Genomic DNA, 23,337 nt, shown 5'->3' with positions numbered 1-23,337 from the left:
GTTACCACTGTCGATTTGAGCGAAACACCCGCGGTTTACCGGTGAGCGGATCGTCAAAGCGTAGTTCACGGGCTGTGAGGTGCATGGGGGTGCCGAAATCCTCGTAGTTTTCTGGTTCGATAATTGGGTAGGCCGGATCCCCCAAAATGGCAATACCTGCGGCCCACATGTGGAGTCGTAATTGATGTGTGCGACCAGTTTCTGGTCGAAGGACGTAGAGTGCTTGTTGCGGCAGGGAGTCGCCGTGAATTTTGCGCAATGTGGACATCCGGGGCGCGTCGCAAAGCGTCTGGGAGTAGACATTCGTGATCGCGTTAACCTCGCCGGGGACGATTCTCCCCTGTACCTCACCAGCGGTTTTCTCCATGCGGCTGCGCCAGACGGTTCCTGGAACGATCTCCGGTTGAACAGCGGCAATCGCCTCATAAATTTTTTCTGTTTTACGCTCGGCAAATAACCGTTGATAGGCACCTCGAATATCCGGCTTTTTCGTGAAAACTAAAACGCCGGACGTTAGACGATCAAGTCGGTGTGCGGGACTTAAATCGCCGTTTCCAGTTGTTCGACGCAGTTGGACGGTGGCAGTTTGGGTGATGTGCTTACCGCGGGGCATCGTCGCAAGGAATGGCGGCTTATCTATAACAAGAAGATTCTCGTCTTCATCAATGACCTCGCACTGATAAGGAACTTCTGGCTCAATCGCGGGCATTCGATAAAACCACACGTCAGAGCCCGCGCTAAGGTGGGTCGTTGGGCTAAGCTCTTGGTCATGGGGCCATAAACCAAGCCGGACTTCACCGCGAGCAAACGCGGCATAGAGTTCTGCTTGGGTATCGTCTGGGTGCCGATACCGTTGACTAATCTTAAGCTGCCATACAAACTCGAACGCAGGCATGTCCGCGCACTCAGTTGGCACACGAACCCGGCTAGGGTTGAGCCCATCCTTGATAAGAAGTGGTGGGCTGTGCATCCGGCGACGGTTGGCGGAACGGTTCATGGGGGTTAATGCTATTACAGGGGGTGGGTGTGTCGCGAGCTTTAAGCATGGCTTCAGGATTGCTAAATTATGTGTAACGATCTCGTAGCATTCTCACGATGATCTTAGTAACCGTACCGTTATATAAGGAGTGCTCTTTCATGAACCTGGATGCTGTTTTGGAACCAATCTTGAAGTTCTTTTCTGATGGAATTGGTGCGATCATTGCAAATATCGCCAAAGCAATCTATCACTTCCTCTACCCTGCTAATGCAGATGCGGCAACTACAAATCCGACACCAAGTACCGCGCCGAAGCCAGTAGAAAAATAAAAATATTCGCAGCTTGCTGTTCGAGGCTGGGTGGTTCTAACCAGTGCCACGGCTGGATATAACGGGGTACACTTAAAAGTATCTCCCCATTGGTGCGGTTAACGCACAGTGGTAATCACGCACATGGTAGTTAGGTTAGAAGAAAGGTCCGAAGAACAATGACTGTAACTGACATCGTTGTTGTTGCTGTTGATGGTTCCGATGCCTCGAAAAATGCAGTGCGGTGGGCAGCGAACACTGCTGCCAAACGCGGCGTACCGTTACGCATAGCTGCTAGTTACACCATGCCGCAGTTTTTATATGCAGAGGGTATGGTTCCGCCGCAGGAGCTTTTCGACGAGTTAAAGAACGAAACTGAACACACTATTGAAGAGGCCCGCCAAATAGCATTAGAGGTGGCGCCCGATCTAAAGATCGCTTACACCATCGCTGAAGGTACACCGATTGATATGCTGCTCGAAATGAGTAAAACGGTGACCATGATTGTGATGGGTTCTCGAGGTCTTGGTGGACTTTCTGGGATGGTAATGGGCTCGGTCTCGGCGGCAGTTGTTTCCCACGCTAAGTGCCCAGTGGTTGTGGTTCGGGAAGATAATGATGTTACCGAGGCCACTAAGTATGGGCCAGTTGTTGTTGGCGTTGACGGTTCAGATGTATCGCAACAGGCAACTGATTTTGCTTTCGCGGAGGCGCAAGCCCGGGGAACCAAGCTGATTGCCATTCATACGTGGATGGATATGCAGGTGCAGGCTTCGCTTGCTGGTCTGGCTGCTGCGCAACAAGAGTGGAACATCGTCGAGGATGAGCAAACTCAACTGTTGGAGGAGCGGCTAGCACCGATGCTGGAAAAGTATCCAGATGTGGAAGTCGACATGGTTATCACACGTGACCGGCCAATTCGGGCACTGGTGGATGCATCGAAAGACGCCCAGCTATTGGTTGTAGGTTCCCACGGTCGAGGTGGATTCCGGGGCATGTTATTAGGTTCGACTTCGCGAGCGTTGCTGCAATCGGCTCCTTGTCCGATGGTGGTTGTTCGACCGGCATCTTAATAATTCGTTATTTAGTTGTTGTGTACTCGTTGTCGTTTATTTTTCAGTAAGTAGGTACACTGGGAATTCCACGGTGATGGATCAACATTATTTGATACGTCTCTGTGAATGTTTATATGTTCAAATACTTGGAAAAATAGGAGATAAAACATGCTCGCATTAGGTTGGATCGGCTGGATTGTTATTGGCGGTTTGGCTGGCTGGATTGCATCGAAGATCAAAGGTACTGACGCGCAGCAAGGCATTTTGCTCAATATCGTTGTTGGTATTATCGGCGGTATTTTAGGTGGCTGGATTCTTAGCCTGCTAAATGTGAATGTTGCTGGTGCTGGAATTATCTTTAGCTTCATTACCTGTTTGATCGGTGCTGTGATTCTACTGACCATTGTTCAGGCGGTAACGAAGAAATAAACACTACGGATAGAAAATGCGAGGAGCTTCTGCTCCTCGCATTTTCTATTTTCGCCTAACGAGGGCCAAAGTAGACTAACCGTTTCAGTTGCGCCACAATAGACGATGAACCAATTAGTCTAGGTTGAATGGAAGGAAACGTAATGTCGTCCACGAAGCTGCGTAATGCCAGGGCTAGCCAATCAAAAGATGGTGAGACGCAGCGAACCAAGGCTAAGGGCGCAGCCAGAGGGGCATCCTCTAGCCGCCGAAATCGACCAACTCCACGGCAACGATTGCTCGATAGCGCGATTAAGCTTTTTACCACTGAAGGCATTCGGGTGATCGGAATCGACCGAATCCTTAAGGAAGCGGATGTAGCCAAAGCGTCGTTATATTCCTTGTATGGTTCAAAAGATGCGCTTGTTATTGCCTACCTTCAAGCTCTTGATGCAGATTGGCGAGAAACATACGCGAAACGGTGCGAAAATTTAACGACTCCAGAAGCGAAAATACTGGCTTTCTTTGATCAATCAATCGCTGAAGAACCGCAAAAACAGTATCGTGGTTCGCATTTTCACAATGCAGTAACCGAGTATCCCCGACCTGAATCAGAATCTGAATACGGAATAATCCAGGCTGCAGTGGATCACCGAGAGTGGAAATTGGCCACGTTAACCGAATTATTAACCGAGAAAAATGGCTACCCTAGCCGCGCACAGGCTAATCAATTGCTTCTGCTTCTCGACGGCGGCTTGGCCGGTGGTCAAGTAACCAGGTCGGTTGAACCGTTGAAGTTAGCACGGGAATTAGCGGTGCAACTGCTTACCGCACCACCGGCGGACTATAGCATCTAAGTTTCGGCTTGGTCTGCCGATTCTTCCTGCTGGGCCTTTTTCTGGCGTTCTTTTTCTAACCGTTCTTCCCGCCAGTGTTGCTTACGGGAGGCATTGCGTTGGTTGCGTTTTTCTTTATTGGCCAGTTTCGTTTCGCGCTTCTCGGCTTTCTTGGCTGCAAAGTGCTGGTTGGCTTCAGCGAGTCTAGTCCTATGGGCAGGAATCCACCACGGCGCTATGACAAAACCGATGAGCGCCAAGCGACGTTGCCAAATAAATTTGCGCTTCTCCCGACTTCGCTCCATACGTTCGGCTCTGCGCTCTTTCTGGAAGCTACGAAGCTCATCATCGAACGGGTATTTTTTGAAAAGAACCAGATAGATAGCGACATTTTGTATCAGTGTCCACAGATTATTGGCTACCCAGTATGCTGCGATAGCCGCAGGAACCGGGCCGTCGACGCCAATTTTCACCAAGATAAACGGAACAATAATGGCGAAAACTACCAACATCCTCGTGATTGCCACAGCAATGGCGGAGTCGTGATCAACAGTGAAGTAGTTACGAACCACTGAGATCATCATGTTGATAAACGTCACTAGTGCTGAAGCCACTAGTAATGGAAAGACGAAGACAACTACTTCCTCATAGGTGGTACCTAACCGGCCAAATTGTTCCGGGGACATGGCAATATAGGCAGAAACTGGGACATTTCCGAATCGTGCGTGTAAAAATTGTGAGACATCGTCGGACGTGAGCAGTCCGATTGGTTCGTGAACAGTCGTCTCTAGTCCGTTTTTGGGCCGTGCCATCCGCAAGAGCACTTGATACAAACCCAAGAAAACCGGAATTTGGATTAGGGGCGGAATGCAGCCTGCTGATACCCGATAGTTGTATTCTCGCTTTAAATCTTTTTCGCGTTTTTCCTTTTCCTCAAGTTTTTTGTATTCAATCACATCGGCGTACTCGTCGTTAAGCGCCCGCAATTTCGGCCGTAACATTACAGACATCCGGCCGGAATGCAGGATTAGCCATTGAAATGGGGTAATCAGTCCGCGAACCACGATGATAAGGCCAAAGATACTTAAGACCCACGACAGTGAATCGTTAATTCCCAAAGTGGAATGGAGAAAAACATGCCATAGCTTCATGACCGCCGAAACCGGATAGATGAAGATCTCAAGCATGTGGAAAAACAACCAATCTTTTGTAGAAAATCTTAAGCAGTTTTAAGTGTATTATTGTGGCTTGGGGGTCACCCCAATTACACCGACCGTCATTGATGGTACGCGGAAGCTATTCATAATGCGGAATACCCCACATGAATAGCTGGTGTAGCTCTTTTAATGGGATTGATAAAGAAAGCTGGGTTATGGGACGTCATGCTCGTTTGGCACCAACCGAAGATCGTCGACAAGCAAACAACGAAAATCGTCGACCAACCCTGTCACTTATTATCGGTGAGCTTTTATTAACCATTGGTGGTCTCGCCTTACTTTTCGCATTCTATGAATCTTATTGGACAAATATTGAGTCGGCGCGGATCCAAGCGCAAGTCAGCGACAAACTAGACCAAGAATGGGAAACCCAACGAGCCAATCCCCGACAAAAGCTCACAGTGGAATTAGGCAGTGCTTTTGCCCGCATGTATGTTCCCGCCTTCGGCTCCGACTTTAACTTTGCTATCGTGCACGGCACAGATGAGGAAGATCTTCTTGCCGGTCCCGGCCATTATGCGGATACACAATTGCCCGGTGAAAAAGGGAACTTCGCGGTTGCTGGACATCGGGTAGGCAAAGGCGCGCCATTTAATGATCTAGGTAAGCTTAAATCCTGCGATGCAATAGTAGTCGAAACCGAAACTGCATGGAACACCTATCGTGTACTGCCCATTGGGGAAAACCAGGAACAACGGGCAGCCGATGCTCGTAACTGCCTAAGCCCCGAACAAGCAGAACGGGTTATTAACGGCGACTACTCAAATGTATTTGGTCGCTACATAACCCTCCCCACTGATGTGGCAACCATCGGCGCCAAACCAGGCATTGACGATCACACTGCGACTGATGATATGGAACCAGTAATGACACTGACTACCTGTCATCCACAATTTTCTAATGCTGAACGCATGATCGTTCATGCCATGCTTGTGGAATCTCACCCGAAAGACGGAGCCTATCGCCCCGCTGTATTGGAGGAAAGCTAATGTACGGACTAATTTGGCGCATCTTACCTGGCCCGTGGCCGGTTAAAGCACTGCTCGCTCTCATCATGGCTGTCGGCGTCTTTTTCCTCCTCATGGAAGTGATCTTTCCGTGGGTGTCGATGTTCATGCCATACAACGATGTTGCGGTATAGGTTATAACCCTAAGTTTTTGATGGACTCCAAAGCTATGGATTCAGCCTTGACGGATTGGTGCTGATTAGAGAAAACCACCACCGCGATGGTGTCTTTTTGCACCGCATACACCGCACCGGCATCAGTGTTCCCCCGGCCGCCAGACCAGCCATTTTCCTCCACGATTTCAGTGGTGTCGATCGGAGCTGCCCAATCCACCACGGCTGTCGCGGCGGCGATGGTGGGCATGCGTCGGACAATAACCGTTGCCTGCGGCTCTTCCGGAAAAGACCAGAATACGCAGGCCGGGGTGTCGAACCGGGAGTCTATGCCCTGGCCGACCATGCGCTGGCCATTGGTATTAGCAACCCACTGGGAGTCTAAATAGGGGCAGTCCACGAAACCACCTTTGCCCTCCGGCACGTCAGGCAAAGCATCAAACGGCAAACCAGAATCAGCAACTGGGGGCGTGGTGGTGTTTGTTGTTGGTTCTGGTGCTGTCGGTGGAGATTGCCGATCCGGGGAGCAGGCAGACAGTAGCAGCGTGGTGGCGGTTCCGATAAGACACAAAGCGGGTAAAGTGCGTTTCATGGACTCCAGCCTAGATTCCCATGGAGGTAATGCCGAAACTGGCGCCACCCCGCCGCTAATCGACGGCGCAGTTAAGCGTCGACAAGCAGAAGCCCGAGAAGAAACTGTTGCCAAGCTGAGACCAATCGCAGCGGGCGACGTCATTGCTTATGACGCGCAACCCGGTGCCGCCAACTATCGACGCGCCATGACCGTTTTGACCGTGGCTCTTCTCGTAGGCGCGCTTGGTGGGGCGGTGCGACTCCCCCGTAACGATGCTTTGCTTGCGGTACTCTTGTGTACCCTTTTCGCCTTCGGATATGCAATGGCTGTCACTCGAGTGTGGCGCAACCTCGCCTGGACTCTTGGCTGGTTAGCCGGGCTGACCATCATCTGGATACTTATGTTGCCGGTACTGCCGGTGAGCGTCTACTTGGTATTTCCGCTGTTCTTTCTCTATCTACGAGCATTGCCCGACTATCGCGGCATGATAGCGGTCGTGGGGGCAACCGCTGTAGCAATTCTAAGCTATCGCACACACCTGACCTATGGTGCAGTGATGGGGCCAATGGTATCTGCGCTCGTGGTCATCGGGATCCATCTAGCATTTCAAGCGCTGTGGAAAGGCGCGCGAGAACGAGAAACTCTCATCGAAGAACTTATTGCAACTCGGTCGCAACTAGCCGAAACGGAACGGGCAGCAGGCGTTGCGAAGGAACGGCAACGGATCGCACATGAAATTCACGACACCCTCGCCCAAGGGCTATCCTCCATTCAGATGCTACTGCGTGTCGCAGAAGGTGAAATCGCGACATCTACCTTGTCAGATGCCGAAAAAGCCGGACCGTTAAAATACATGGAACTTGCGCGCCAAACTGCAGCGGATAACCTTTCCGAAGCCCGGGCGATGATAGCGGCGCTACAACCAGCTGCGCTGAGTAAGACATCTTTAGAAGGTGCCCTCCATCGGGTGTCAGCGGGGTTTGTGGGGATAGAATGGCGGATCGAGATCGTTGGTGATGAACGACAATTACCCATGAAAACCGAGGCAGGATTACTGCGGATCGCCCAAGGAGCGATGGGCAATGTATCAAAACACGCGAATGCCAGTCGTTGCGCTGTGACCCTAACCTATGAAGAAGATGAAGTGCGCCTTGACATCGTGGACGATGGCATGGGGTTCGACCCCACCGCGGTTGCCGAGAAACCTGTTGGATTAGGCCACATTGGAATAGACGCGATGCGCCAGCGGGCAGCGGAATTAGGTGGAACTTTGGAGGTAGAATCCGCGCCGGGGGAAGGCACAGCGGTCACAGTTGCAATTCCGGTTGCTGCCACCACCGGAGACTAAACGTATAGATAAAAAGTTTTAGGATTTGGGCAACGTAAATACCGCATAAAGCCCCATCTAAAGTTAAGCTCTAAGTAATTAAGCCCGTCCAAGTCTAAAAACCTTAAGGGGAATCGCAATAATGATTCGTGTTCTGCTGGCCGATGACCATGAGATCGTCCGATTAGGGTTGCGCGCTGTCTTAGAAAGCGCAGACGATATCGAAGTAATCGGTGAAGTTGCGACCGCAGAAGCCGCTATCGCCGCTGCGCAGGCCGGAGGGATAGACGTTATCCTCATGGATCTGCGGTTTGGCCCCGGCGTGGAGGGGACTCGGTTGGCGACTGGCGCAGATGCCGCAGCCGAAATTAAACGAACAATGGATAAACCGCCACATGTGCTCGTTGTTACCAACTACGACACTGATGCCGATATTCTCGGAGCGATTGAGGCAGGCGCGTTGGGCTACCTGCTCAAAGATGCGCCGCCGGAAGAACTGCTAGCCGCTGTGCGATCCGCAGCCGAAGGGGATTCGACATTGTCACCGACTGTCGCGAATCGGTTGATGACTCGGGTGCGCACTCCTCGCACCTCACTTACTCCCCGTGAATTGGAAGTTCTGAAACTGGTGGCGGGTGGTTCTTCTAACCGGGAAATAGGCCGGATCTTGTTGCTATCAGAGGCAACTGTAAAAAGCCACCTGGTGCACATTTACGACAAATTAGGGGTTCGGTCGCGTACTTCGGCGGTTGCTGCAGCCCGGGAACAAGGCGTCCTATAACGTCCGTTACGTTTTAAAAGTAAAACGCCATTTGCCCCGCAACTTTTAGTGAAAATCGCGTTAGGTAAATGGCATTTTATTTTAAAACGGCCGAAGCCGTAAAAAATATTTAAGAATGGGCGGCAAGGTAATCGTCGATAATCTGACGAGAAAGCTTGCCCCGAACTGCAACCTCATAACCACGGGCAATTGCCCATTCACGAACGTCTTTCGGATTGTATTTCTGCTCCGAATTTCGTCGGGCGCTAATAGATTCCGGACGAGCTTTTTCAATAAACGGAGCGATCGCGTCCTTGAATTTTTCGCAATTTTTGGTCGAAACATCCATGACGTATCCAGATCCATCTATGCTGAACCGAAGGACATGGGCGTCGTTTTCGTTCAGTGGGGAATCGTCAAGGTCGTCGAAAATCTGGGTGATTTCCCGGCGCGCCATGCTAAAAACCTCTCAATTATTAAATGCATTTTGGCTTATGCTATCGCGGTGGATATTTTGTTAAGCCTTAAAGTATGAACTGTGATTATTTGTTGTGGAACCGGCGGGGAAATATCTCCGCCAATTCATCGTCAACAGTACAGAACAAACGTCATTAAAAGCAATACCGGCGCGCATTAAAATTGAATCTAAATATTGTTGACGCGTGCATTAATTACGGAAAATCTTGGGATTAACAATTGAATTACCAGCTAGGCGCTAGTCATATCACCGGGTGGTTTGGCTATTTTATTGAGAAAAATATCGGTACAGCGGCCTGTTATTTAATTTCATTGCGAGTATTTAATGATTGAAATAAAAATTGCCAAGCGCGCAAGTGATCGCGGTTTCATTTGGATCACAGGGCTTGGCAATACGCGCAATCGCCTGGCTAAAAGCATATGCGCCTTTATAGCGTTTTAGCCAGAATTTCTTTATTTAACTCATCCAGGTCGGCCGAAATGGTGCTGTGAGCACGTTCTTGCTGATCTGAGCTCATATGCTGGGCGTTGGTTAGTGCAGTGGAGAGCTGCTTCAGCCGGTCCTGGGCATCGCGTTTGAAACCAGCTGGAATTCCGTATTCATTTAAAGATTTTTCCATCTCAGATATCCGGTTTTTCAGTTCATTTGCCCGCTCCGATTGCTTCCCGGTTTCGGCAGCAACCATGCCTAACTGCTGAACATTTCGCTTGTTGGCGTTTTCTCGCAAGGAAACAACAAATTTGTAAATGAGCGGCAAAAGCAACGGGGCTAGTGCCCGAATCGCGGCCGAATAGCGCATGACCTGTTTGGCATTAAACCGGCCAGCTTTTAGGCGAGCCAATTCCGCACTGGCCATTTTCTTCGCATGTTTACGTTGTGCCTTTAATTCTTTTTTCTCTTGTTTGAGTAGTTTTTGCTCTTGATTGCTCAGCAGTTTTGCGCGATGCAGCTCCAATTTGGCCGCGGATTTCACCTCTTGTTTAGCTCGCGCCTGAGCGGCTTTGATTTCGGCTTTGCGCTGCCGACGGTTTTTGGCAATTGTTTTTAACAATCCCATAATGGTCAAACTCCTTAGAGTACAAATGTCGTAGAATTCCACACTACATTGCATCCTCGCTTAGGCTTTATAACTTGTGGAGATTGATACCTATTTGCAGCCTTCGGATTTAGTAGGGTGCCGTTACCGACTACACCAACGGACAGCGTACCCGACTGCGGAGCCGACTGCCGCTACGATTTCCCGCCGAATCCGGCTGGATCGGACACGAAAACGGGTATTGTCATTGATCCCAACTAAGCCGCAAATTGGTGACCCTAAGAATTTTCTTCGCATTGACCTGGGGCGGATTTCCGCAACGCAGCTGGAATACTCATCCCGGCAACGTGCACAGGATTTGGAGCGACGTTGGTTTGCAACTTTAGAGGCACTAGCTGCGGGGGCCAACATTATCACCGATCCAGTTGTGGAAACCCGTTCGAAAATCCGCATGGATATAGACGCGTTAATCCGACGTCCCGATGGGGCATATATGCCAGTTGTGGTGACTAATCATCGTGTGGCTAGGGAGGATAACAACCGTACTGTCAATGTCATCGCTACCCGTCGGTTGGGATTAGGGAAAGCAAATGCTGGGAACTATAGGTTAAAGCACCACGCGGTTGACTCATACACCTTGGCACTGAGCGTGGCAGCACTTGACGAGTTAGGGGTCGGTGTTGAGCGCGGCGTGCTGATTGGGCAGAACCACGAACTGGCATTTATTGTTGACACTTCGCTTTTTCGGCAGGGGCTTAATCAGGCGCTAATGGTGGAAACTCCCACCACGGCATTACGGGTAAAAGACTGCGCAAGCTGCCGTTATTGGTCTTATTGTCATGCTGAATTACAAGAAAGGGATGATATTAGTCTGCTGTTTTCGGGTGATAAAGGTGCACGCTTTAGGGATATCGGTTTTCCAACGGTTTCAGCTCTCGCTCGGGTCGAGCCACCTTATGCACACATCTCCCGTGATGATATTGTTCTTGCTCGGGCTTATACCAAAGACATCGCGTTAGTGAAGCGAAACAGCACTATCACAGCGCCGAAATTCGACATCGAAATAGATATTGATGTGGAAGCCTACCTGGATCAGGGAGCTTACCTTTGGGGTGCGTTTGACGGCCAAAAGTATCACCCGTTTGTCACATGGAATGAGTTGGGTTCTTTGGCTGAGGCGAAGAATTTTGCCAGGTTTTGGTCATGGCTTAAAACCAAACGTCGACAAGCACACGACGCTGGGAAGAGTATTGGCATTTTCTGTTATTCCAATCACGGCGAGAATCACTGGTTACGGTTCTCGGCGCGCCGGTTTTACGCGAAGTATAGGGACCAGATTCCAGAGCTTCCCAGCGAATCCGAAGTCGCCCAATTTATCAATTCCCCCGAATGGATCGACGTATTCGCCTTGGTGCGTGCTCAACTACTTGGTGTCCATGGCCTGGGGCTTAAAGTAGTGGCACCTGCAGCAGGCTTTAGCTGGGAAGAGGACGAAGTTGATGGCGAAGCAAGCGTAGGCCTCTACCTTGCCGCCACTGGGGCGGTGCTCAAAGGAGATATCCCGATAACGACAGCGCTTGTCGACGCCCAAGCGGCGTTGCTGAGCTACAACGGCGATGATTGCCGCGCTACCCGCGCCGTACGACATTTTCTTGTAGCAGGCGCACCTGGGGTACCAACGGCAACGGAGCTGTAATTAGTATTTAGCAGCCGGGTGCTGAGAAAAAATAGACAGCCGATTGTAAGCCCCGATGAGGATCACAGCCCAAGCCAAGGCGGCAACCTGTTCGTCATTAAATACTTCTCGGGCTGCATCCATAGCGGCGCTGTTGCGTTGCTGCGCAGGCAGTAGGGTGATGGTTTCCGCAAGCTCCAGGGCCGCTAGTTCATGATCGGAATAAACTCCGGTAGCTTCCCGCCAGCTAGGTAGAAGATCGATCTTACGTTGGCTAAGCCCTGCCGCAATGCCTTTGGGAATATGCACCGATAGGCAGGTGGGGCAGCGATTGATCTGGCTTGCGCGGATGACTACAAGTTCGACAAGACTGCGGTCAAGGCCTGCGGTTTCATATACTTTTGACAGCTCTTCGGTGGTGCCGTTAAGGCTGCGGTACACCGCAGGGATTGCTTGATCTAAATAGAGTTTCTTCATCTCATTCTCCTCGTAATTCCAATTGGTTGCATAGTGTATTGCCGATGGTATCGGGCATTCGTTGACTACAACAATTAATGACTAGACTTCTATTCCCGATGATAAGGCAATGGCAGATCTACGTGGCGTTTTTTCAATTGCCGATCGGAATAGATCACCCATAAAACAAACGGAACTAGCGTCATGCAGTCTAGGACCATCAGCGATGTTATAGGTGCCGCGCTTAGGAATAACGTGGTGAAACCAACGCCTTGAACCAGATTCAAACTGGCGTGGAGAATGCAACTCGGCCAGATCGAACCCGAGTGGTTCCATAACCAGCCAATTAGGAATTCAATCAGAATACACGAGGGAATCCACAACAATGACAGCCACATTTTCTCAGCGGTATTCAAATCGGTGGGGCTGTACCCCACCCAGGGCAACGGCATATGCCATATTCCCCATATCACGCCGGTTAGTAATGTAGTGGCAGTAGTGCGACCTGGCAGCAGGCGATCCCGTAAGTAAGCGGTCCAGCCGAATTCTTCACCAAACAGTAAAAACGCAGCGGGAAGCGCGGAAAAGCTTCCCATCGCAATGACGCTTAGGACTCGGTCTGCGGTAATATCTCCTGCGGTTTCCCACCAACCCAACAGGTAGGCAAGAAATAAGTACAGGCTGAAACTAAAAAGCGGCAAGCAGATAGCGCACACATAGTAAAACCAGGCGGTGCGAAACTGTGGTTTCAAACCCGCGTCCGCAAAACCTTCACGGGTGATTGCGCTCCGCACGATCACAGCCGTGATAGCCGGAACGAAAGCCATGGTAAGTAGTTGCGCGATGGGATTACTTTGCGGAATCCCCCAGAGGTAGCATACGGCTAGAGCAAGCCATGACCAGCTGAAGCAGAGAACTATAAACGTAAAGACGCCACGTTGTGGACGGGATTTTTCGAACATGACGCTCCTAAAGCACCAGTGAGTAATAAAAAACTACACTGATGAGTTTTCCCGCATGTTTCGCAAAAAACCTCCGGGGTATCCCCTAAAAAACCCTGAAATCAAAAAGCAAAAAGATTTCAGGGAATTTAAGGAAGAAACCGTATGCCGACGTGCGTCCAAGCGTCGACAAGCAAAAACTATCCGCAAGGAACACCCGTGGAATGGTGCGGACAGTAGCCACCGGGGTTCTTATGCAGATACTGCTGATGCTCATCTTCGGCGAGGTAAAATTCCCCAGCCGGGGTCTGGGCAAGCGGCAACACCTCGGTTGTAATATCGCCAAAACCAGCAGCTTTCAACTTTGGGCCGTAATCCGAGACTATTTCTGCAGCTGAGGAAGCTTGATCCGTGGTTGCAGTGTAAATGGCAGAACGATACTGAGTACCAACATCATTGCCTTGCCTAAACCCTTGAGTCGGGTCATGTGCCTCTAACGCCTTAACGACGATTTCCTCGAAACTAATCACCCGAGGATCGTACACAACCTGCACTACCTCGGTATGATTCGTACGCCCTGTACATACCTCACGATACGTTGGATTCGGTGTAATGCCACCGGCGAAACCAACAGCTGTGGAAACCACACCATCGGTTTCCCAAAACAGCTTCTCAGCACCCCAATAACACCCCAATGCCACATACACTACCTCGTGATGCGGCTCAAACGGGCCAGAAATCGGGGTACCCAAAACCGCGTGCGGTGCTGGATCAGGCAACACTGGTTGCGTCCCACCCCGTAATGCATCCGCTGTATCCACCAACCCAACAGGCTTACCAAATAACCAACCCACGACAACTCCTTACATAAAACTTTTCGGTTATTGACACTTTTGACAACGCAAAGCCACGTGGTGGCATTCCCAAAACTCGCACTTTTGTGTGCTTATAGCGAAAATACCCGCTGAAAATATCGCGCTGGTCACATATTCCCCTATAGTGGCATATAACGCCACTATCTTGTTCATGCACTCACGCATGCTGGCAAGATTTGGTAAAAGACTACGAAAGGACCCTCACATGGCACAATACGAACTACCAGAGCTCGACTACGCATACGACGCGCTAGAGCCACACATCTCCGCAGAAATCATGGAGCTGCACCACAGCAAGCACCACGCAAATTACGTCAACGGCGCTAACGCCGCCCTCGATAAACTCAAGGACGCCCGCGAAAACGGCACCATCGCCGCTGTTGTTACCGCCTTGTCTAAGGATTTAGCGTTTAACTTAGGTGGGCACACCAACCACTCGCTGTTCTGGAAGAATCTTTCCCCTAACGGCGGCGGTACCCCTACCGATGAGCTTGCGGCAGCGATCGAACGCGATTTTGGTTCCTTCGACGCATTCAAGGAGCACTTTTCAGCCGCAGCACTCGGTTTGCAGGGTTCCGGCTGGGCAGTACTAGCCTATGACAAGATCGGCCAGCGCCTTGTTATCGAGCAAATGACCGATCAGCAGGGTAACCTCTCCATCGACTTGGCGCCATTGCTGCTGCTGGACATGTGGGAGCATGCATTCTACCTCCAGTACAAGAATGTGAAAGCAGACTATGTTGCAGCTGTTTGGAACGTCTTCAACTGGGACGAAGTAGCTCGTCGCTACGCTGAAGCAACCAAGTAAAACACTCTGCATAACGGCGGTTTCGCCCACGGCCTCGGTTGATACCACACCGGGGCCGTTGCGTTATTTGGCACTATAGAACCATGGCCTGTGATCCCGAACCCGGACTACGTGCTGGAAGCCCTACATATAGACGTGCGGTTCTGGCCTTGGTATGCGCAGGGCTTGCCACGTTTAACGCGCTATACACCACCCAGGCGCTATTGCCTAAAATAGCCACAGAATTTCACGTCACCACAGCCACCGCGACACTTTCGGTGTCAGCCGCTACTGCAAGCCTGGCGCTATGTGTGGTGCCCGCAGCGATACTCTCCGAACGGCTCGGTCGGGGGAAAACCCTTATCATTTCTGTTCTCGCAGCCACCAGCATTGGCTTGCTCGTTCCACTGGCGCCAACGATCAAATCGCTCATAGCGTTGCGCGCGCTCCAAGGTGCATTCATAGCGGGAGTCCCTGCTGCAGCCATGACCTGGATAAGCGACGAAATCCACGTCCGCGACATCTCTAAAGCCATGGGGCTCTACATTGCAGGAACCAGCGTCGGAGGCATCACTGGCCGCCTGATCCCTTCCATGGCGCTAGGAATCACTGATTGGCGCTGGGCAATCCTCATGACCAGCGGATTCGCCCTATTGCTTGCTATCACCACCGCGGTGGTGATACCTGCCCAACGAAATTTCACCCCCACACAGCTAAACGTAAAAACCCACACAGTCGCCGCGGTTACCCTGTGGCGGCATGTGCCGCTGGCACTGTTATTTTGCTGTTCCTTCATACTCATGGGGGTATTTGTTTCGCTTTTTAACGTAATAGGCTTTCGACTTATCGACGACTTCGGTTTCCACGAATCCCACGTCGGCTTATTGTTCCTGTTGTACTTCGCGGGCACGTACTCCAGCGCCCGCGCCGGGAAAATCATTGCCAGATACGGACACAGCACCACCCTGATATACGGTTCTCTGGCCATGCTGGTGGGACTAGCGTTATGTGCAGGCAACGCAATTGTTGTGTGCTGTGGACTACTGGTGTTTATCGCAGCCTTCTTTCTTATCCATTCCACTGCATCCGCCGCGGTCAGTCAGTTAACCACCAATACAGCGCAGGCATCTGGCATGTACATATTGATGTACTACCTCGGATCCTCGGCCTTGGGATGGGCATCTGGTGGTGTTTATGACCAGGTGGGCTGGTACGGGTTTCTCCTGTGGCTTAGCGGGTGGCTAATCTTGCTCGTTACCCTCGTCACGGTGGTGAAATATCAGTGGCGCAAATAGATCTTCCCTAAGCGATTAAGATCAACAGCAACAAGACTCCTCGGCACCAAAAACACATAAGGGTGTGAAAGAGACACAATGCAGCCGGACAGTACCACCCCGAATCCGCCGCACCTGCGTAACCGTAGTCGCGCAACCTGGCATCGAAAAGCAAGCAAACCTGTCTCCTTTTGGATGCTAACCCTCATAGCTGCCTCCCTAATTCACTGGGCATTACCCAACTACCGGTGGGTACTCATCCACATGTTCACCCTCGGGATTATCACCAATTCCATCGTGTTATGGTCCCAGCACTTCACGGAGAAATTCCTCCACCAACCATTGCCAGAATCCGCCCGGCCCTGGCAATTACGGCGGATCGCGATACTTAACCTGGGGATTATCATCACGCTGGCGGGGCAATTGCTCCACACCAGCGTCACGTACTATTGGTACCTCACCGCTATTGGGGCGGTTATCGTTAGCGTCAGCCTGGCAATACATGCGGCCTACCTGGCGCTGCAATACCGAAACTCCCGGAAAACCGGTACCGCACACCGCTACGGAGCTAGCGTTATATCCTTCATCTGCTCTGCAGCATTCTTAAGTATCGGCACCATAGTTGGAGTGGTGCTTGCTCGTGAACTGGCAAGTCCACTCAAAGAAAACCTCTTATTAAGCCACCTTGTTCTCAATATTTTGGGATTTATCGGCTGTGCCGCCATCGGGGCGTTAATGCTGCTGTTCCCAGCGGTGTGGCGAACCCAGGCGCATTACGAACGCCCTGGGCTTACATTCAGCCTCCTAGTCACCGGAACTCTCACCGCCGCGATCGGTGCCGGGCTCGGCTACAGCCACATGAGCGCCGCCGGACTCGCAATCTATATCGTCGGCCTGCTTATACCGGCAGGAAGCTGGGCGCGTTGCGTGCAGACAGTGCTAACCGATCCTCGCGATCGCATCACCTTCGCCGCAGCATCAGTTTTGTGTGCCCCACTCTGGCTCATCGGGTCGCTTATCGTCTTGACCTACCGCACCGCCACCGCTACACATAGTGCTGCGATCACGCTGCCCACCATGACGTTTCTGGTCGGATTTGCCGCCCAACTGCTCATCGGTGTCATGAGCTACCTTCTCCCCACCACCATTGGTGGTGGCCCCAATGCGACCCGGACCGGGCTAACCGTTTACGATCGCGCCGGGCTATTTCGATCCACCCTGCTCAACGTGGGCCTAGCAGCCTGGCTTTATACCGATAATTCCTGGCTACGAGTCGTCCTATCCATTTTGGCAATGGGGTCTCTCGCCGTTTTTGTTGTGCTCAGCCCGCTTGCGGTACGGGCCCAATTAGGAGTTATCCGAAAAAACCGAGAACCCCTCAGCCCCGCTACAGCACCGAAACTAAACCAAATAACCGCAGGCCTTGCCACACTCGCCCTAGTGATCGCTGCCTTTGGTGGACTAGTGCCCACCCCCAGCACACCAGTAACCACGGGCGGTACCGGAAAAACCACCACCGTGGACGTATCCATGATGAACATGAGTTTTAGCCCGAATGTTCTGGAAATCCCCGTCGGAAACCAATTGGTGGTCAACCTGCGTAACGACGACGACCAAGCACACGACCTCGCCTTCGACAACGGGGTGACATCAGGCCGAATCAACCCTGGGGCGCAAACCGAAATCACAGTGGGCGTTATCACCACCAACATGGCGGGCTGGTGCACCATAGCTGGGCATCGCATTCAAGGAATGGAACTGCACATCCTTGTAACCGGAGCAGAAACTGAAACCACCACCAACCCCGCAGTGCAACACAAACCCACAAAGCCGGTAAACAACGGCAGCGACGATAGTCTCGCCCCAGTCACCACCCGCTAGAATCACCACACCAACTCGGCCAACTGCGAAATAACCGGGACTTCTGGCGGGGCAGCGGCAGAGTTTTTGCCGTCGCGCGCGAAATAAATCGCAGATAACCCCGCCGATAACGGCCCCACGACGTCGTTATTGAGGTCGTCACCAATAACGATCGCATCTTGTGGTGCAACATTAATGGCGGTTAAGGCGCGCGTATAACACTGAAGGTTAGGTTTCGCTGAACCTAGTTCCTTAGCGGCTAACATGACCAACCGATCATCCCACAATCCTGCCACCCGCATCTTCTGTTTCTGTAACGCTGACGCGCCATTGGTGAGTATCCCAACCGTGACATTGCCGGCGTCGACAAGCGTTAACGCTTTTGCCAGTGTTTGTGCCGCAAACGGAATCTGAATCAAAGCCTTTCGATAACGCGAAATATAATCGGAAAATAATTCGCCAGCCTGGGAGTCGGTTAATTCCGGGCGATTAAGGTACTCACGGATACGCATATAACGCTGCTGGTCATGACTCAATTCCCCGCGCTCGAATGCCAAGAAATACTTTCGCTCGATCGCGGCCCAACGCGCCGGGTCTGCTGCGATGCCCAGTGTGTGTGACCAATCGATCACGCCAAAATGAGCGGCGTGGTCGTGATCAAGCAACGTATTGTCAAGGTCAAATAAAATGGCCCGAAATGATGACAGCGGAGGCAAAAGAGTGGTCACACCAGACAAGCTTAACAAAAGAAATGCTGGTGAGAGCCATAAATCTCACCAGCGATGTGGTCGGGATAACAGGATTTGAACCTGCGACCCCTTCGTCCCGAACGAAGTGCGCTACCAAACTGCGCCATATCCCGATGGTGCGTTGCACCGAAGAAAATGTTAGTCCGGACCGTGGGTAAAAGGCAAAGACTACTGCTTTTCGACGACCCGAATGAGGGTTGCTGACGGGCGGCAGAACAAGCGAATCGGGGCAAACTTCGACGTACCCAGGCCATTGGACACATGCATAGCCATCTCATCAAAAGCGTGCAGGCCAGCAGCGCGCACCCGATCAATGCCGCAATTGGTGACAATCGCAGTCCCGGTAGGTAAACATACCTGCCCGCCGTGGGTATGTCCTGAGAGTGACAGGTTGTAGCCATCGGCAGCAAAACGTTGCAATACCCGTGGCTCTGGGGCGTGTAACAACGCCAATGCAAGGTCAGCATCAGCATGAGGAACACCAGCAATGGCATCATAATCATCTAAATCATGGTGGGGATCATCCACACCTGCCGCAGCTATTCGCACCCCACTGATTTTCACCTCGTGGCGATGATTATTCAGATCCACCCAGCCGTGTTCGATAAACGCTGCCCGCATCCCTTGCCACGGTAACGAAACATCAGAAACCTTACGCTTTTTCCCCAATAGGTACACGAAGGGATTTACCATCTTAGGTGCAAAGTAATCATTAGAACCAAAGACAAAAAAACCAGGCCGCTGTAAAAGCGGGCCTAATGCACGCAGCACATGCGGAACGGCCTTTTCATCCGAGAGATTATCGCCAGTATTGACTACCAGATCTGGATTTAGCGAATCCAACTGACGCACCCACGCTTGTTTTTTCTTGTGGCGGGGGATCATATGTAAATCAGAAATATGAAGAATCCGGAATTCGCGGTTGCCGCGCAGAGTTCCCGCAGGCAAAAGGGGCACTTCCACCACTTTCAATTCAAATTGGTGGCATTCTCGCACCGCCCAGCTGACAATTGCTGCGCCAGCGAAGAAACCAGTCAACCCGAATCGTGTTATGAATTTTGTTATTCTTCCCACCCTCATAACACTACAACGCGACGAAACTTGCCGGGAACAGCCGCTAAAGTGTGGGGGTATGAGTGAATTGAAAGAACAAATCCGAACCGACATGACCGCAGCTATGAAAGCGCGGGAAAAAGACCGCACTGGAGCGCTGCGAATGCTCCTGTCTGCGATTACCGCTGAGGAAACCGCCAGCAAAGCTCGCCACGAGTTGAACGATGCTGACATATTGAAAGTGATCGCACGGGAAATTAAAAAGCGCAAGGAATCCGCAGAGGTTTACACCGAAGCTGGCCGAACCGAACTTGCTGAAAAAGAGCGTACCGAGGCAGAAATCCTTGCGGTTTACCTGCCCGCGCAGCTTAACGACGCCGAAGTCACGGCAATCGTTGAAGCCGCCATCGCTGAGGTAGCCGCCGCCGAAGGAGAAGCCACCATGAAGCACATGGGGCAAATCATGAAGATCGCCACCGAAAAAGCCGCTGGCCAAGCGGACGGCAAGCGGCTTTCTACAGCAGTGCGGGCGGCATTGTCGGCGTCGTAACGCTAATTACCGCCAAACAAGCTCAGTAGTTCCTCCGCCAGCGACGCAATATCTTGTTCGAACTGATCAGGTGCTGGCGCTGGCGTTGGCGCAGGAGCGGGGGCAGGATCAGGGCTAAACGACGTCCCATCAGAGACATGCAAGACCACCTTTGCGCCTGGCTTCAATGGCAAATCCGCCACTACCCGAACCACAGTTCCTTTGGCGGTGCCATTACCGGCAACAATCTGCTGAACCACGTCATAGCCGTCTTTCTCCAGCTCTTTCTCAACATCGCCAGCCGAGCGGCCGAAGTATTTCTCCGTCAACTCCGATCGACGACCCTGATTAAATTCCGACTTAGCACTTGGCAGCGCCCCGTTAAAAGCCCCCACCGCCGATGCCGCCTGGAACCAGGTGCGAGCAGGTTCAAATCCGCCAAACAGGCTACCGTATGAGCATTGTTGCACAGGGCCAGTACATAACGGCGAAATCGTTGTGCCATCGTTATAAATATAAGTAGCCCCGGCAAACCGATCATTGAACGCTAAGAATGCGGCAGATTGATGCGACTCCGTGGTACCAGTCTTCGCGGCTAGTGGTGCCGACCAGCCATAACTCCCCGCGGCGCCGGCGCCTGTACCGCGAATGATGTCGTCGCTCATCCCCGCAGCAAGTGCATAGGCCACATCCTCATTAAGAGCCTGCTCGCAAGCGGGGGTGTTGATGAACACTTCCCGCCCCTTATTGTCACGCACTTCCACAATAGGGGAAGGCTCACACCACACCCCACCTGAGGCAATCGAAGCGGCAACATTGGACAACTCCAACGGGTTTACCGCGGTTGGCCCCAAGGTATAGGACCCTAAATTATTCGTCTTGATAAACTCAGCGATGGACTGTTCACCATCGTAACTACCTGGCTTTTCGTAGGAACGAAGCCCCAGTTTTACGGATAAATCCACCACAGCCGGAACCGTAACTTCCTCAATCATCTTGATAAAGGTTGTATTCGGCGACTGCGCAAGTAATTCACGCATAGACATACGTGGCGCGTAAGGGCCTACATTCTCCACACAGTATTTGCCGGGTGGACACCCAACAGCGCCACCAACACCCATCCCGGAAACATCAATGCGTTTCGGAACATCAAATTGGGTATCCAGACCATAGCCCTGCTCAAGAGCCACTGCCGCAGTGAAAATCTTAAAAACCGAACCGGCACCGTTGCCTACCAACGACGTTGGTTGCGGCAAAACAGTTTGGCCCGATTCCAACTCCAAACCATAATCACGCGATGATGTCATCGCCAACACCCGGCGGGAATCTTTTCCTGGTTCCACAACATTGAACACCTCTGCAACGCCTGGAGTCTGCGAGGAAACATGCGATGCGACTGCATTATGGGCTGCGTCTTGAACTTTAGAATCCAAAGTAGTGGTGATTGTATAAGAACCCTTGTGCAAGTCCTCCTGGCTCAACCCCTTTTCTTTCAGGAAATTGAGCACATAGTCGCAGAAGAATCCCCGGTTACCGGTCGCGATGCAGCCATTCGGTAGCGTTGCGGGCTTTTCTAAAACACCCAAAGGCTGCTGTGAGAACGATATTGCATCCTCCTCTGAAAGCGTACCTGCAGCCACCATAGCGTTCAGCACTGTGTTTCGACGATCTAAAACGCCTTCCTCGTTCGTGTAAGGGTTGAGATAACTTGAGGACTGCACCATGCCCGCCAACATTGCAGACTGTGGCACATTAAGGTCTTTTGCCGGAATACCGAAATAAGTTTGAGCCGCAGCCTCAATGCCATAGGCGTTATTGCCGAACGGGATCAAATTGAGATAGCGGGTTAAAACCTCATCCTTGCTCAGCAAATCGTCGACAGCTGAAGCCATCCGCATTTCGCGCAGCTTTCGGGGGATAGAGGTTTCGATGGCAGCTTGACGCTCCTCATCTGTCTTAGCGGTTACCAATAACAGATAATTCTTCACGTACTGTTGGTTGATTGTTGATGCTCCCTGTTCCACACCGCCAGCAAGGAAATTGGTGGCGACAGCGCGGATATTTCCCTGAATATCGACGCCGTGATGATCGTAGAACCGGCGATCCTCAATCGCCACAATCGCATCTTTCATGGATTGATTGATCTGGTCGCCAGTGAGCTCATACCGGCGCTGATCATATAACCACGCAAACGGGACCCCGTCTTTGTCGGTAATAGTGGTCACCCCAGGGGTGGCCCCAACAGCAAGATCCTGAATATTTGACTGCATTGTCTCGTTTGTGCGCGCGATAGCAATGCCGCCCAACGCAGCAAGCGGGGATAACGCAATGGCACCAACCACGCCTGCGACGATCGTGGCGCCTGCTATTCGAGATAAAGGTTTCCATAAAGGCACCCTTCATACACTAGCTACTAATCCTTGGAAGGGGGAATAGCCAATCACCCCTCATCGTGTGATTCATTCGACTTCGCTTGTTTGTTGTGAATAGACTTACACGTGTCTAGTAGGGATTACCTATCCTTGTAAGTGCCTTGGTACCCAATTGTCAGGAGGAATATACGATGACCACATCGCTGGTATCCGATACGAAACGAAATCCTTTCCTGAATAACTCGGATTCGACAATAATTGAGCGTGGCGATTGGGTCATGCAAGCAAACTGCCGCAACGGCGACCCCGACGCATTATTCGTACGCGGAGCTGCGCAACGTCGCGCCGCAGCCATTTGCCGACAATGCCCCGTCCTTATGCAATGTCGCGCAGATGCTCTCGACAACAAAGTGGAATTTGGGGTGTGGGGCGGACTGACCGAACGCCAACGCCGAGCACTGTTGCGTAAGAATCCGCACATAACCTCATGGGCTGAATACTTAGCAAACGGCGGCGAGCTCATAGGAATTTAAGTTTTAGCAGACCAATGCCAAAATATCCACTCTTGAGAAAATGAAAGTGGCATATGTATTCTTAGTGTCCGCTAAAAACGGGAAATGGCAGTGAGCAAAAACCTATTCCGCCGTAGCGATATGCGCTACAGTACA

The 23,337-nt window shown here is 51.6% G+C and carries 25 protein-coding genes and 1 tRNA gene; 14 read left to right on the top strand and 12 right to left on the bottom strand.

Translation table 11 applies throughout. The features are described 5' to 3' along the window. Position 1: 1 nt before the first annotated feature. The gene (locus CMUST_RS14640; RefSeq protein WP_047263131.1) at positions 2-997 is read right to left on the bottom strand and encodes a pseudouridine synthase; all 996 of its coding nucleotides are present in this window, start codon (positions 995-997) and stop codon (positions 2-4) included. 140 nt (positions 998-1,137) lie between these two features. Between CMUST_RS14640 and CMUST_RS16930 the strand changes: the two genes are divergently transcribed. From CMUST_RS16930 to CMUST_RS14625, 4 genes are all read left to right on the top strand, one after another. Further along, a complete protein-coding gene (locus tag CMUST_RS16930) occupies positions 1,138-1,308 on the top strand; it encodes a hypothetical protein (protein ID WP_169748511.1) in 171 nt (56 codons plus the stop codon). 158 nt (positions 1,309-1,466) lie between these two features. After that, entirely contained in the window at positions 1,467-2,360 is an 894-nt protein-coding gene (locus CMUST_RS14635; protein ID WP_047263130.1) for a universal stress protein, read from the top strand. 150 nt (positions 2,361-2,510) lie between these two features. Next, the gene (locus CMUST_RS14630) at positions 2,511-2,771 is read left to right on the top strand and encodes a GlsB/YeaQ/YmgE family stress response membrane protein (protein ID WP_047263129.1); all 261 of its coding nucleotides are present in this window, start codon (positions 2,511-2,513) and stop codon (positions 2,769-2,771) included. Positions 2,772-2,914: 143 nt separating this feature from the next. After that, the gene (locus tag CMUST_RS14625; protein ID WP_083987632.1) at positions 2,915-3,607 is read left to right on the top strand and encodes a TetR/AcrR family transcriptional regulator; all 693 of its coding nucleotides are present in this window, start codon (positions 2,915-2,917) and stop codon (positions 3,605-3,607) included. Here CMUST_RS14625 and yidC read toward each other — a convergent pair. Further along, positions 3,604-4,773: a membrane protein insertase YidC gene (gene yidC / locus CMUST_RS14620; protein ID WP_047263128.1), complete on the bottom strand. Its 1,170-nt coding sequence runs from the start codon at positions 4,771-4,773 to the stop codon at positions 3,604-3,606. The genes CMUST_RS14625 and yidC overlap by 4 nt on opposite strands. Positions 4,774-4,958: 185 nt before the next feature. Here yidC and CMUST_RS14615 point away from each other — a divergent pair, with 185 nt between their 5' ends. Together CMUST_RS14615 and CMUST_RS16925 are read left to right on the top strand one after the other, a co-directional pair. Beyond that, on the top strand, positions 4,959-5,792 hold the full coding sequence (locus tag CMUST_RS14615) for a class E sortase (protein WP_047263127.1): 834 nt from the start codon (positions 4,959-4,961) through the stop codon (positions 5,790-5,792). Further along, entirely contained in the window at positions 5,792-5,944 is a 153-nt protein-coding gene (locus tag CMUST_RS16925; protein ID WP_047263126.1) for a hypothetical protein, read from the top strand. Before CMUST_RS14615 ends, CMUST_RS16925 begins: the two co-directional genes overlap by 1 nt. A 1-nt stretch (position 5,945) precedes the next feature. On the opposite strand, the gene CMUST_RS14605 is transcribed toward CMUST_RS16925, so the two are convergent. Beyond that, positions 5,946-6,515: a DUF2020 domain-containing protein gene (locus tag CMUST_RS14605; protein WP_047263125.1), complete on the bottom strand. Its 570-nt coding sequence runs from the start codon at positions 6,513-6,515 to the stop codon at positions 5,946-5,948. A 187-nt stretch (positions 6,516-6,702) separates the two neighbouring features. Here CMUST_RS14605 and CMUST_RS14600 point away from each other — a divergent pair, with 187 nt between their 5' ends. Beyond that, complete coding sequence (locus CMUST_RS14600; RefSeq protein ID WP_236690212.1) at positions 6,703-7,845, top strand: sensor histidine kinase; 1,143 nt, start codon at positions 6,703-6,705, stop codon at positions 7,843-7,845. A 121-nt stretch (positions 7,846-7,966) separates the two neighbouring features. Next, positions 7,967-8,605 (top strand): LuxR C-terminal-related transcriptional regulator, encoded by a 639-nt coding sequence (locus tag CMUST_RS14595; protein ID WP_047263124.1) that lies wholly within the window; start codon positions 7,967-7,969, stop codon positions 8,603-8,605. Between the two features lie 109 nt (positions 8,606-8,714). Here CMUST_RS14595 and CMUST_RS14590 read toward each other — a convergent pair whose 3' ends face one another. Continuing rightward, a complete protein-coding gene (locus CMUST_RS14590) occupies positions 8,715-9,041 on the bottom strand; it encodes a histone-like nucleoid-structuring protein Lsr2 (RefSeq protein ID WP_047263123.1) in 327 nt (108 codons plus the stop codon). Between the two features lie 448 nt (positions 9,042-9,489). Further along, positions 9,490-10,119: a DUF6474 family protein gene (locus CMUST_RS14585; protein WP_047263122.1), complete on the bottom strand. Its 630-nt coding sequence runs from the start codon at positions 10,117-10,119 to the stop codon at positions 9,490-9,492. A 76-nt stretch (positions 10,120-10,195) separates the two neighbouring features. Between CMUST_RS14585 and CMUST_RS14580 the strand changes: the two genes are divergently transcribed. Then, positions 10,196-11,794: a TM0106 family RecB-like putative nuclease gene (locus tag CMUST_RS14580; RefSeq protein ID WP_047263121.1), complete on the top strand. Its 1,599-nt coding sequence runs from the start codon at positions 10,196-10,198 to the stop codon at positions 11,792-11,794. On the opposite strand, the gene CMUST_RS14575 is transcribed toward CMUST_RS14580, so the two are convergent. The 3 genes from CMUST_RS14575 to msrA form a co-directional block, all read right to left on the bottom strand. Beyond that, positions 11,795-12,250, bottom strand: a complete 456-nt coding sequence (locus tag CMUST_RS14575; RefSeq protein WP_047263120.1) for a carboxymuconolactone decarboxylase family protein — start codon at positions 12,248-12,250, stop codon at positions 11,795-11,797. 89 nt (positions 12,251-12,339) lie between these two features. After that, positions 12,340-13,191 carry a CPBP family intramembrane glutamic endopeptidase gene (locus CMUST_RS14570; protein ID WP_047263119.1) on the bottom strand — a complete coding sequence of 284 codons (852 nt, stop codon included), beginning with the start codon at positions 13,189-13,191 and terminating at the stop codon, positions 12,340-12,342. Between the two features lie 179 nt (positions 13,192-13,370). Continuing rightward, on the bottom strand, positions 13,371-14,024 hold the full coding sequence (gene msrA / locus CMUST_RS14565) for a peptide-methionine (S)-S-oxide reductase MsrA (protein ID WP_047263118.1): 654 nt from the start codon (positions 14,022-14,024) through the stop codon (positions 13,371-13,373). Between the two features lie 226 nt (positions 14,025-14,250). Between msrA and CMUST_RS14560 the strand changes: the two genes are divergently transcribed. The 3 genes from CMUST_RS14560 (at position 14,251) to CMUST_RS14550 (ending at position 17,987) form a co-directional block, all read left to right on the top strand. Next, positions 14,251-14,853 carry a superoxide dismutase gene (locus tag CMUST_RS14560; protein WP_047263117.1) on the top strand — a complete coding sequence of 201 codons (603 nt, stop codon included), beginning with the start codon at positions 14,251-14,253 and terminating at the stop codon, positions 14,851-14,853. A gap of 83 nt (positions 14,854-14,936) precedes the next feature. Further along, complete coding sequence (locus tag CMUST_RS14555) at positions 14,937-16,127, top strand: MFS transporter (RefSeq protein WP_047263116.1); 1,191 nt, start codon at positions 14,937-14,939, stop codon at positions 16,125-16,127. A gap of 78 nt (positions 16,128-16,205) precedes the next feature. Beyond that, positions 16,206-17,987 (top strand): cupredoxin domain-containing protein, encoded by a 1,782-nt coding sequence (locus CMUST_RS14550; RefSeq protein ID WP_047263115.1) that lies wholly within the window; start codon positions 16,206-16,208, stop codon positions 17,985-17,987. A gap of 2 nt (positions 17,988-17,989) precedes the next feature. Here the strand turns inward: CMUST_RS14550 and CMUST_RS14545 are convergent, their stop codons facing one another. From CMUST_RS14545 to CMUST_RS14535, 3 genes are all read right to left on the bottom strand, one after another. After that, positions 17,990-18,694, bottom strand: coding sequence for an HAD family hydrolase (locus tag CMUST_RS14545; protein ID WP_052844816.1), 705 nt, complete (start codon positions 18,692-18,694; stop codon positions 17,990-17,992). 57 nt (positions 18,695-18,751) lie between these two features. After that, positions 18,752-18,828, bottom strand: a tRNA-Pro gene (locus CMUST_RS14540). Between the two features lie 55 nt (positions 18,829-18,883). Then, positions 18,884-19,795, bottom strand: a complete 912-nt coding sequence (locus CMUST_RS14535; protein ID WP_047263114.1) for a metallophosphoesterase — start codon at positions 19,793-19,795, stop codon at positions 18,884-18,886. A gap of 52 nt (positions 19,796-19,847) precedes the next feature. Between CMUST_RS14535 and CMUST_RS14530 the strand changes: the two genes are divergently transcribed. Then, complete coding sequence (locus tag CMUST_RS14530; RefSeq protein ID WP_047263113.1) at positions 19,848-20,318, top strand: GatB/YqeY domain-containing protein; 471 nt, start codon at positions 19,848-19,850, stop codon at positions 20,316-20,318. A gap of 2 nt (positions 20,319-20,320) precedes the next feature. Here CMUST_RS14530 and CMUST_RS14525 read toward each other — a convergent pair whose 3' ends face one another. Continuing rightward, positions 20,321-22,693: a transglycosylase domain-containing protein gene (locus CMUST_RS14525; RefSeq protein WP_047263112.1), complete on the bottom strand. Its 2,373-nt coding sequence runs from the start codon at positions 22,691-22,693 to the stop codon at positions 20,321-20,323. Between the two features lie 167 nt (positions 22,694-22,860). Here CMUST_RS14525 and CMUST_RS14520 point away from each other — a divergent pair, with 167 nt between their 5' ends. After that, entirely contained in the window at positions 22,861-23,202 is a 342-nt protein-coding gene (locus tag CMUST_RS14520; protein WP_047263111.1) for a WhiB family transcriptional regulator, read from the top strand. Positions 23,203-23,337: the final 135 nt, after the last annotated feature.

The sequence above is a fragment of the Corynebacterium mustelae genome (genome assembly GCF_001020985.1).
Classification (GTDB): domain Bacteria; phylum Actinomycetota; class Actinomycetes; order Mycobacteriales; family Mycobacteriaceae; genus Corynebacterium; species Corynebacterium mustelae.
Note: the sequence above shows the minus strand (reverse complement) of the source record. Positions and strands in the feature narration are given on the sequence as shown.

Excerpts from the sequence above, each read along its gene's own strand:
- CMUST_RS14585 (WP_047263122.1), bottom strand. The coding sequence starts at position 10,119 with ATGGGATTGTTAAAAACAATTGCCAAAAACCGTCGGCAGCGCAAAGCC.
- CMUST_RS14560 (WP_047263117.1), top strand. The coding sequence starts at position 14,251 with ATGGCACAATACGAACTACCAGAGCTCGACTACGCATACGACGCGCTA.
- yidC (WP_047263128.1), bottom strand. The coding sequence starts at position 4,773 with ATGCTTGAGATCTTCATCTATCCGGTTTCGGCGGTCATGAAGCTATGG.
- CMUST_RS14570 (WP_047263119.1), bottom strand. The coding sequence starts at position 13,191 with ATGTTCGAAAAATCCCGTCCACAACGTGGCGTCTTTACGTTTATAGTT.
- CMUST_RS14615 (WP_047263127.1), top strand. The coding sequence starts at position 4,959 with ATGGGACGTCATGCTCGTTTGGCACCAACCGAAGATCGTCGACAAGCA.
- CMUST_RS14625 (WP_083987632.1), top strand. The coding sequence starts at position 2,915 with ATGTCGTCCACGAAGCTGCGTAATGCCAGGGCTAGCCAATCAAAAGAT.
- CMUST_RS16930 (WP_169748511.1), top strand. The coding sequence starts at position 1,138 with ATGAACCTGGATGCTGTTTTGGAACCAATCTTGAAGTTCTTTTCTGAT.
- CMUST_RS14550 (WP_047263115.1), top strand. The coding sequence starts at position 16,206 with ATGCAGCCGGACAGTACCACCCCGAATCCGCCGCACCTGCGTAACCGT.
- CMUST_RS14590 (WP_047263123.1), bottom strand. The coding sequence starts at position 9,041 with ATGGCGCGCCGGGAAATCACCCAGATTTTCGACGACCTTGACGATTCC.
- CMUST_RS14520 (WP_047263111.1), top strand. The coding sequence starts at position 22,861 with ATGACCACATCGCTGGTATCCGATACGAAACGAAATCCTTTCCTGAAT.
- CMUST_RS14575 (WP_047263120.1), bottom strand. The coding sequence starts at position 12,250 with ATGAAGAAACTCTATTTAGATCAAGCAATCCCTGCGGTGTACCGCAGC.
- CMUST_RS14635 (WP_047263130.1), top strand. The coding sequence starts at position 1,467 with ATGACTGTAACTGACATCGTTGTTGTTGCTGTTGATGGTTCCGATGCC.
- CMUST_RS14630 (WP_047263129.1), top strand. The coding sequence starts at position 2,511 with ATGCTCGCATTAGGTTGGATCGGCTGGATTGTTATTGGCGGTTTGGCT.
- CMUST_RS14605 (WP_047263125.1), bottom strand. The coding sequence starts at position 6,515 with ATGAAACGCACTTTACCCGCTTTGTGTCTTATCGGAACCGCCACCACG.
- CMUST_RS14555 (WP_047263116.1), top strand. The coding sequence starts at position 14,937 with ATGGCCTGTGATCCCGAACCCGGACTACGTGCTGGAAGCCCTACATAT.
- CMUST_RS14535 (WP_047263114.1), bottom strand. The coding sequence starts at position 19,795 with ATGAGGGTGGGAAGAATAACAAAATTCATAACACGATTCGGGTTGACT.
- CMUST_RS14600 (WP_236690212.1), top strand. The coding sequence starts at position 6,703 with ATGACCGTTTTGACCGTGGCTCTTCTCGTAGGCGCGCTTGGTGGGGCG.
- CMUST_RS14530 (WP_047263113.1), top strand. The coding sequence starts at position 19,848 with ATGAGTGAATTGAAAGAACAAATCCGAACCGACATGACCGCAGCTATG.
- CMUST_RS16925 (WP_047263126.1), top strand. The coding sequence starts at position 5,792 with ATGTACGGACTAATTTGGCGCATCTTACCTGGCCCGTGGCCGGTTAAA.
- CMUST_RS14640 (WP_047263131.1), bottom strand. The coding sequence starts at position 997 with ATGAACCGTTCCGCCAACCGTCGCCGGATGCACAGCCCACCACTTCTT.
- CMUST_RS14595 (WP_047263124.1), top strand. The coding sequence starts at position 7,967 with ATGATTCGTGTTCTGCTGGCCGATGACCATGAGATCGTCCGATTAGGG.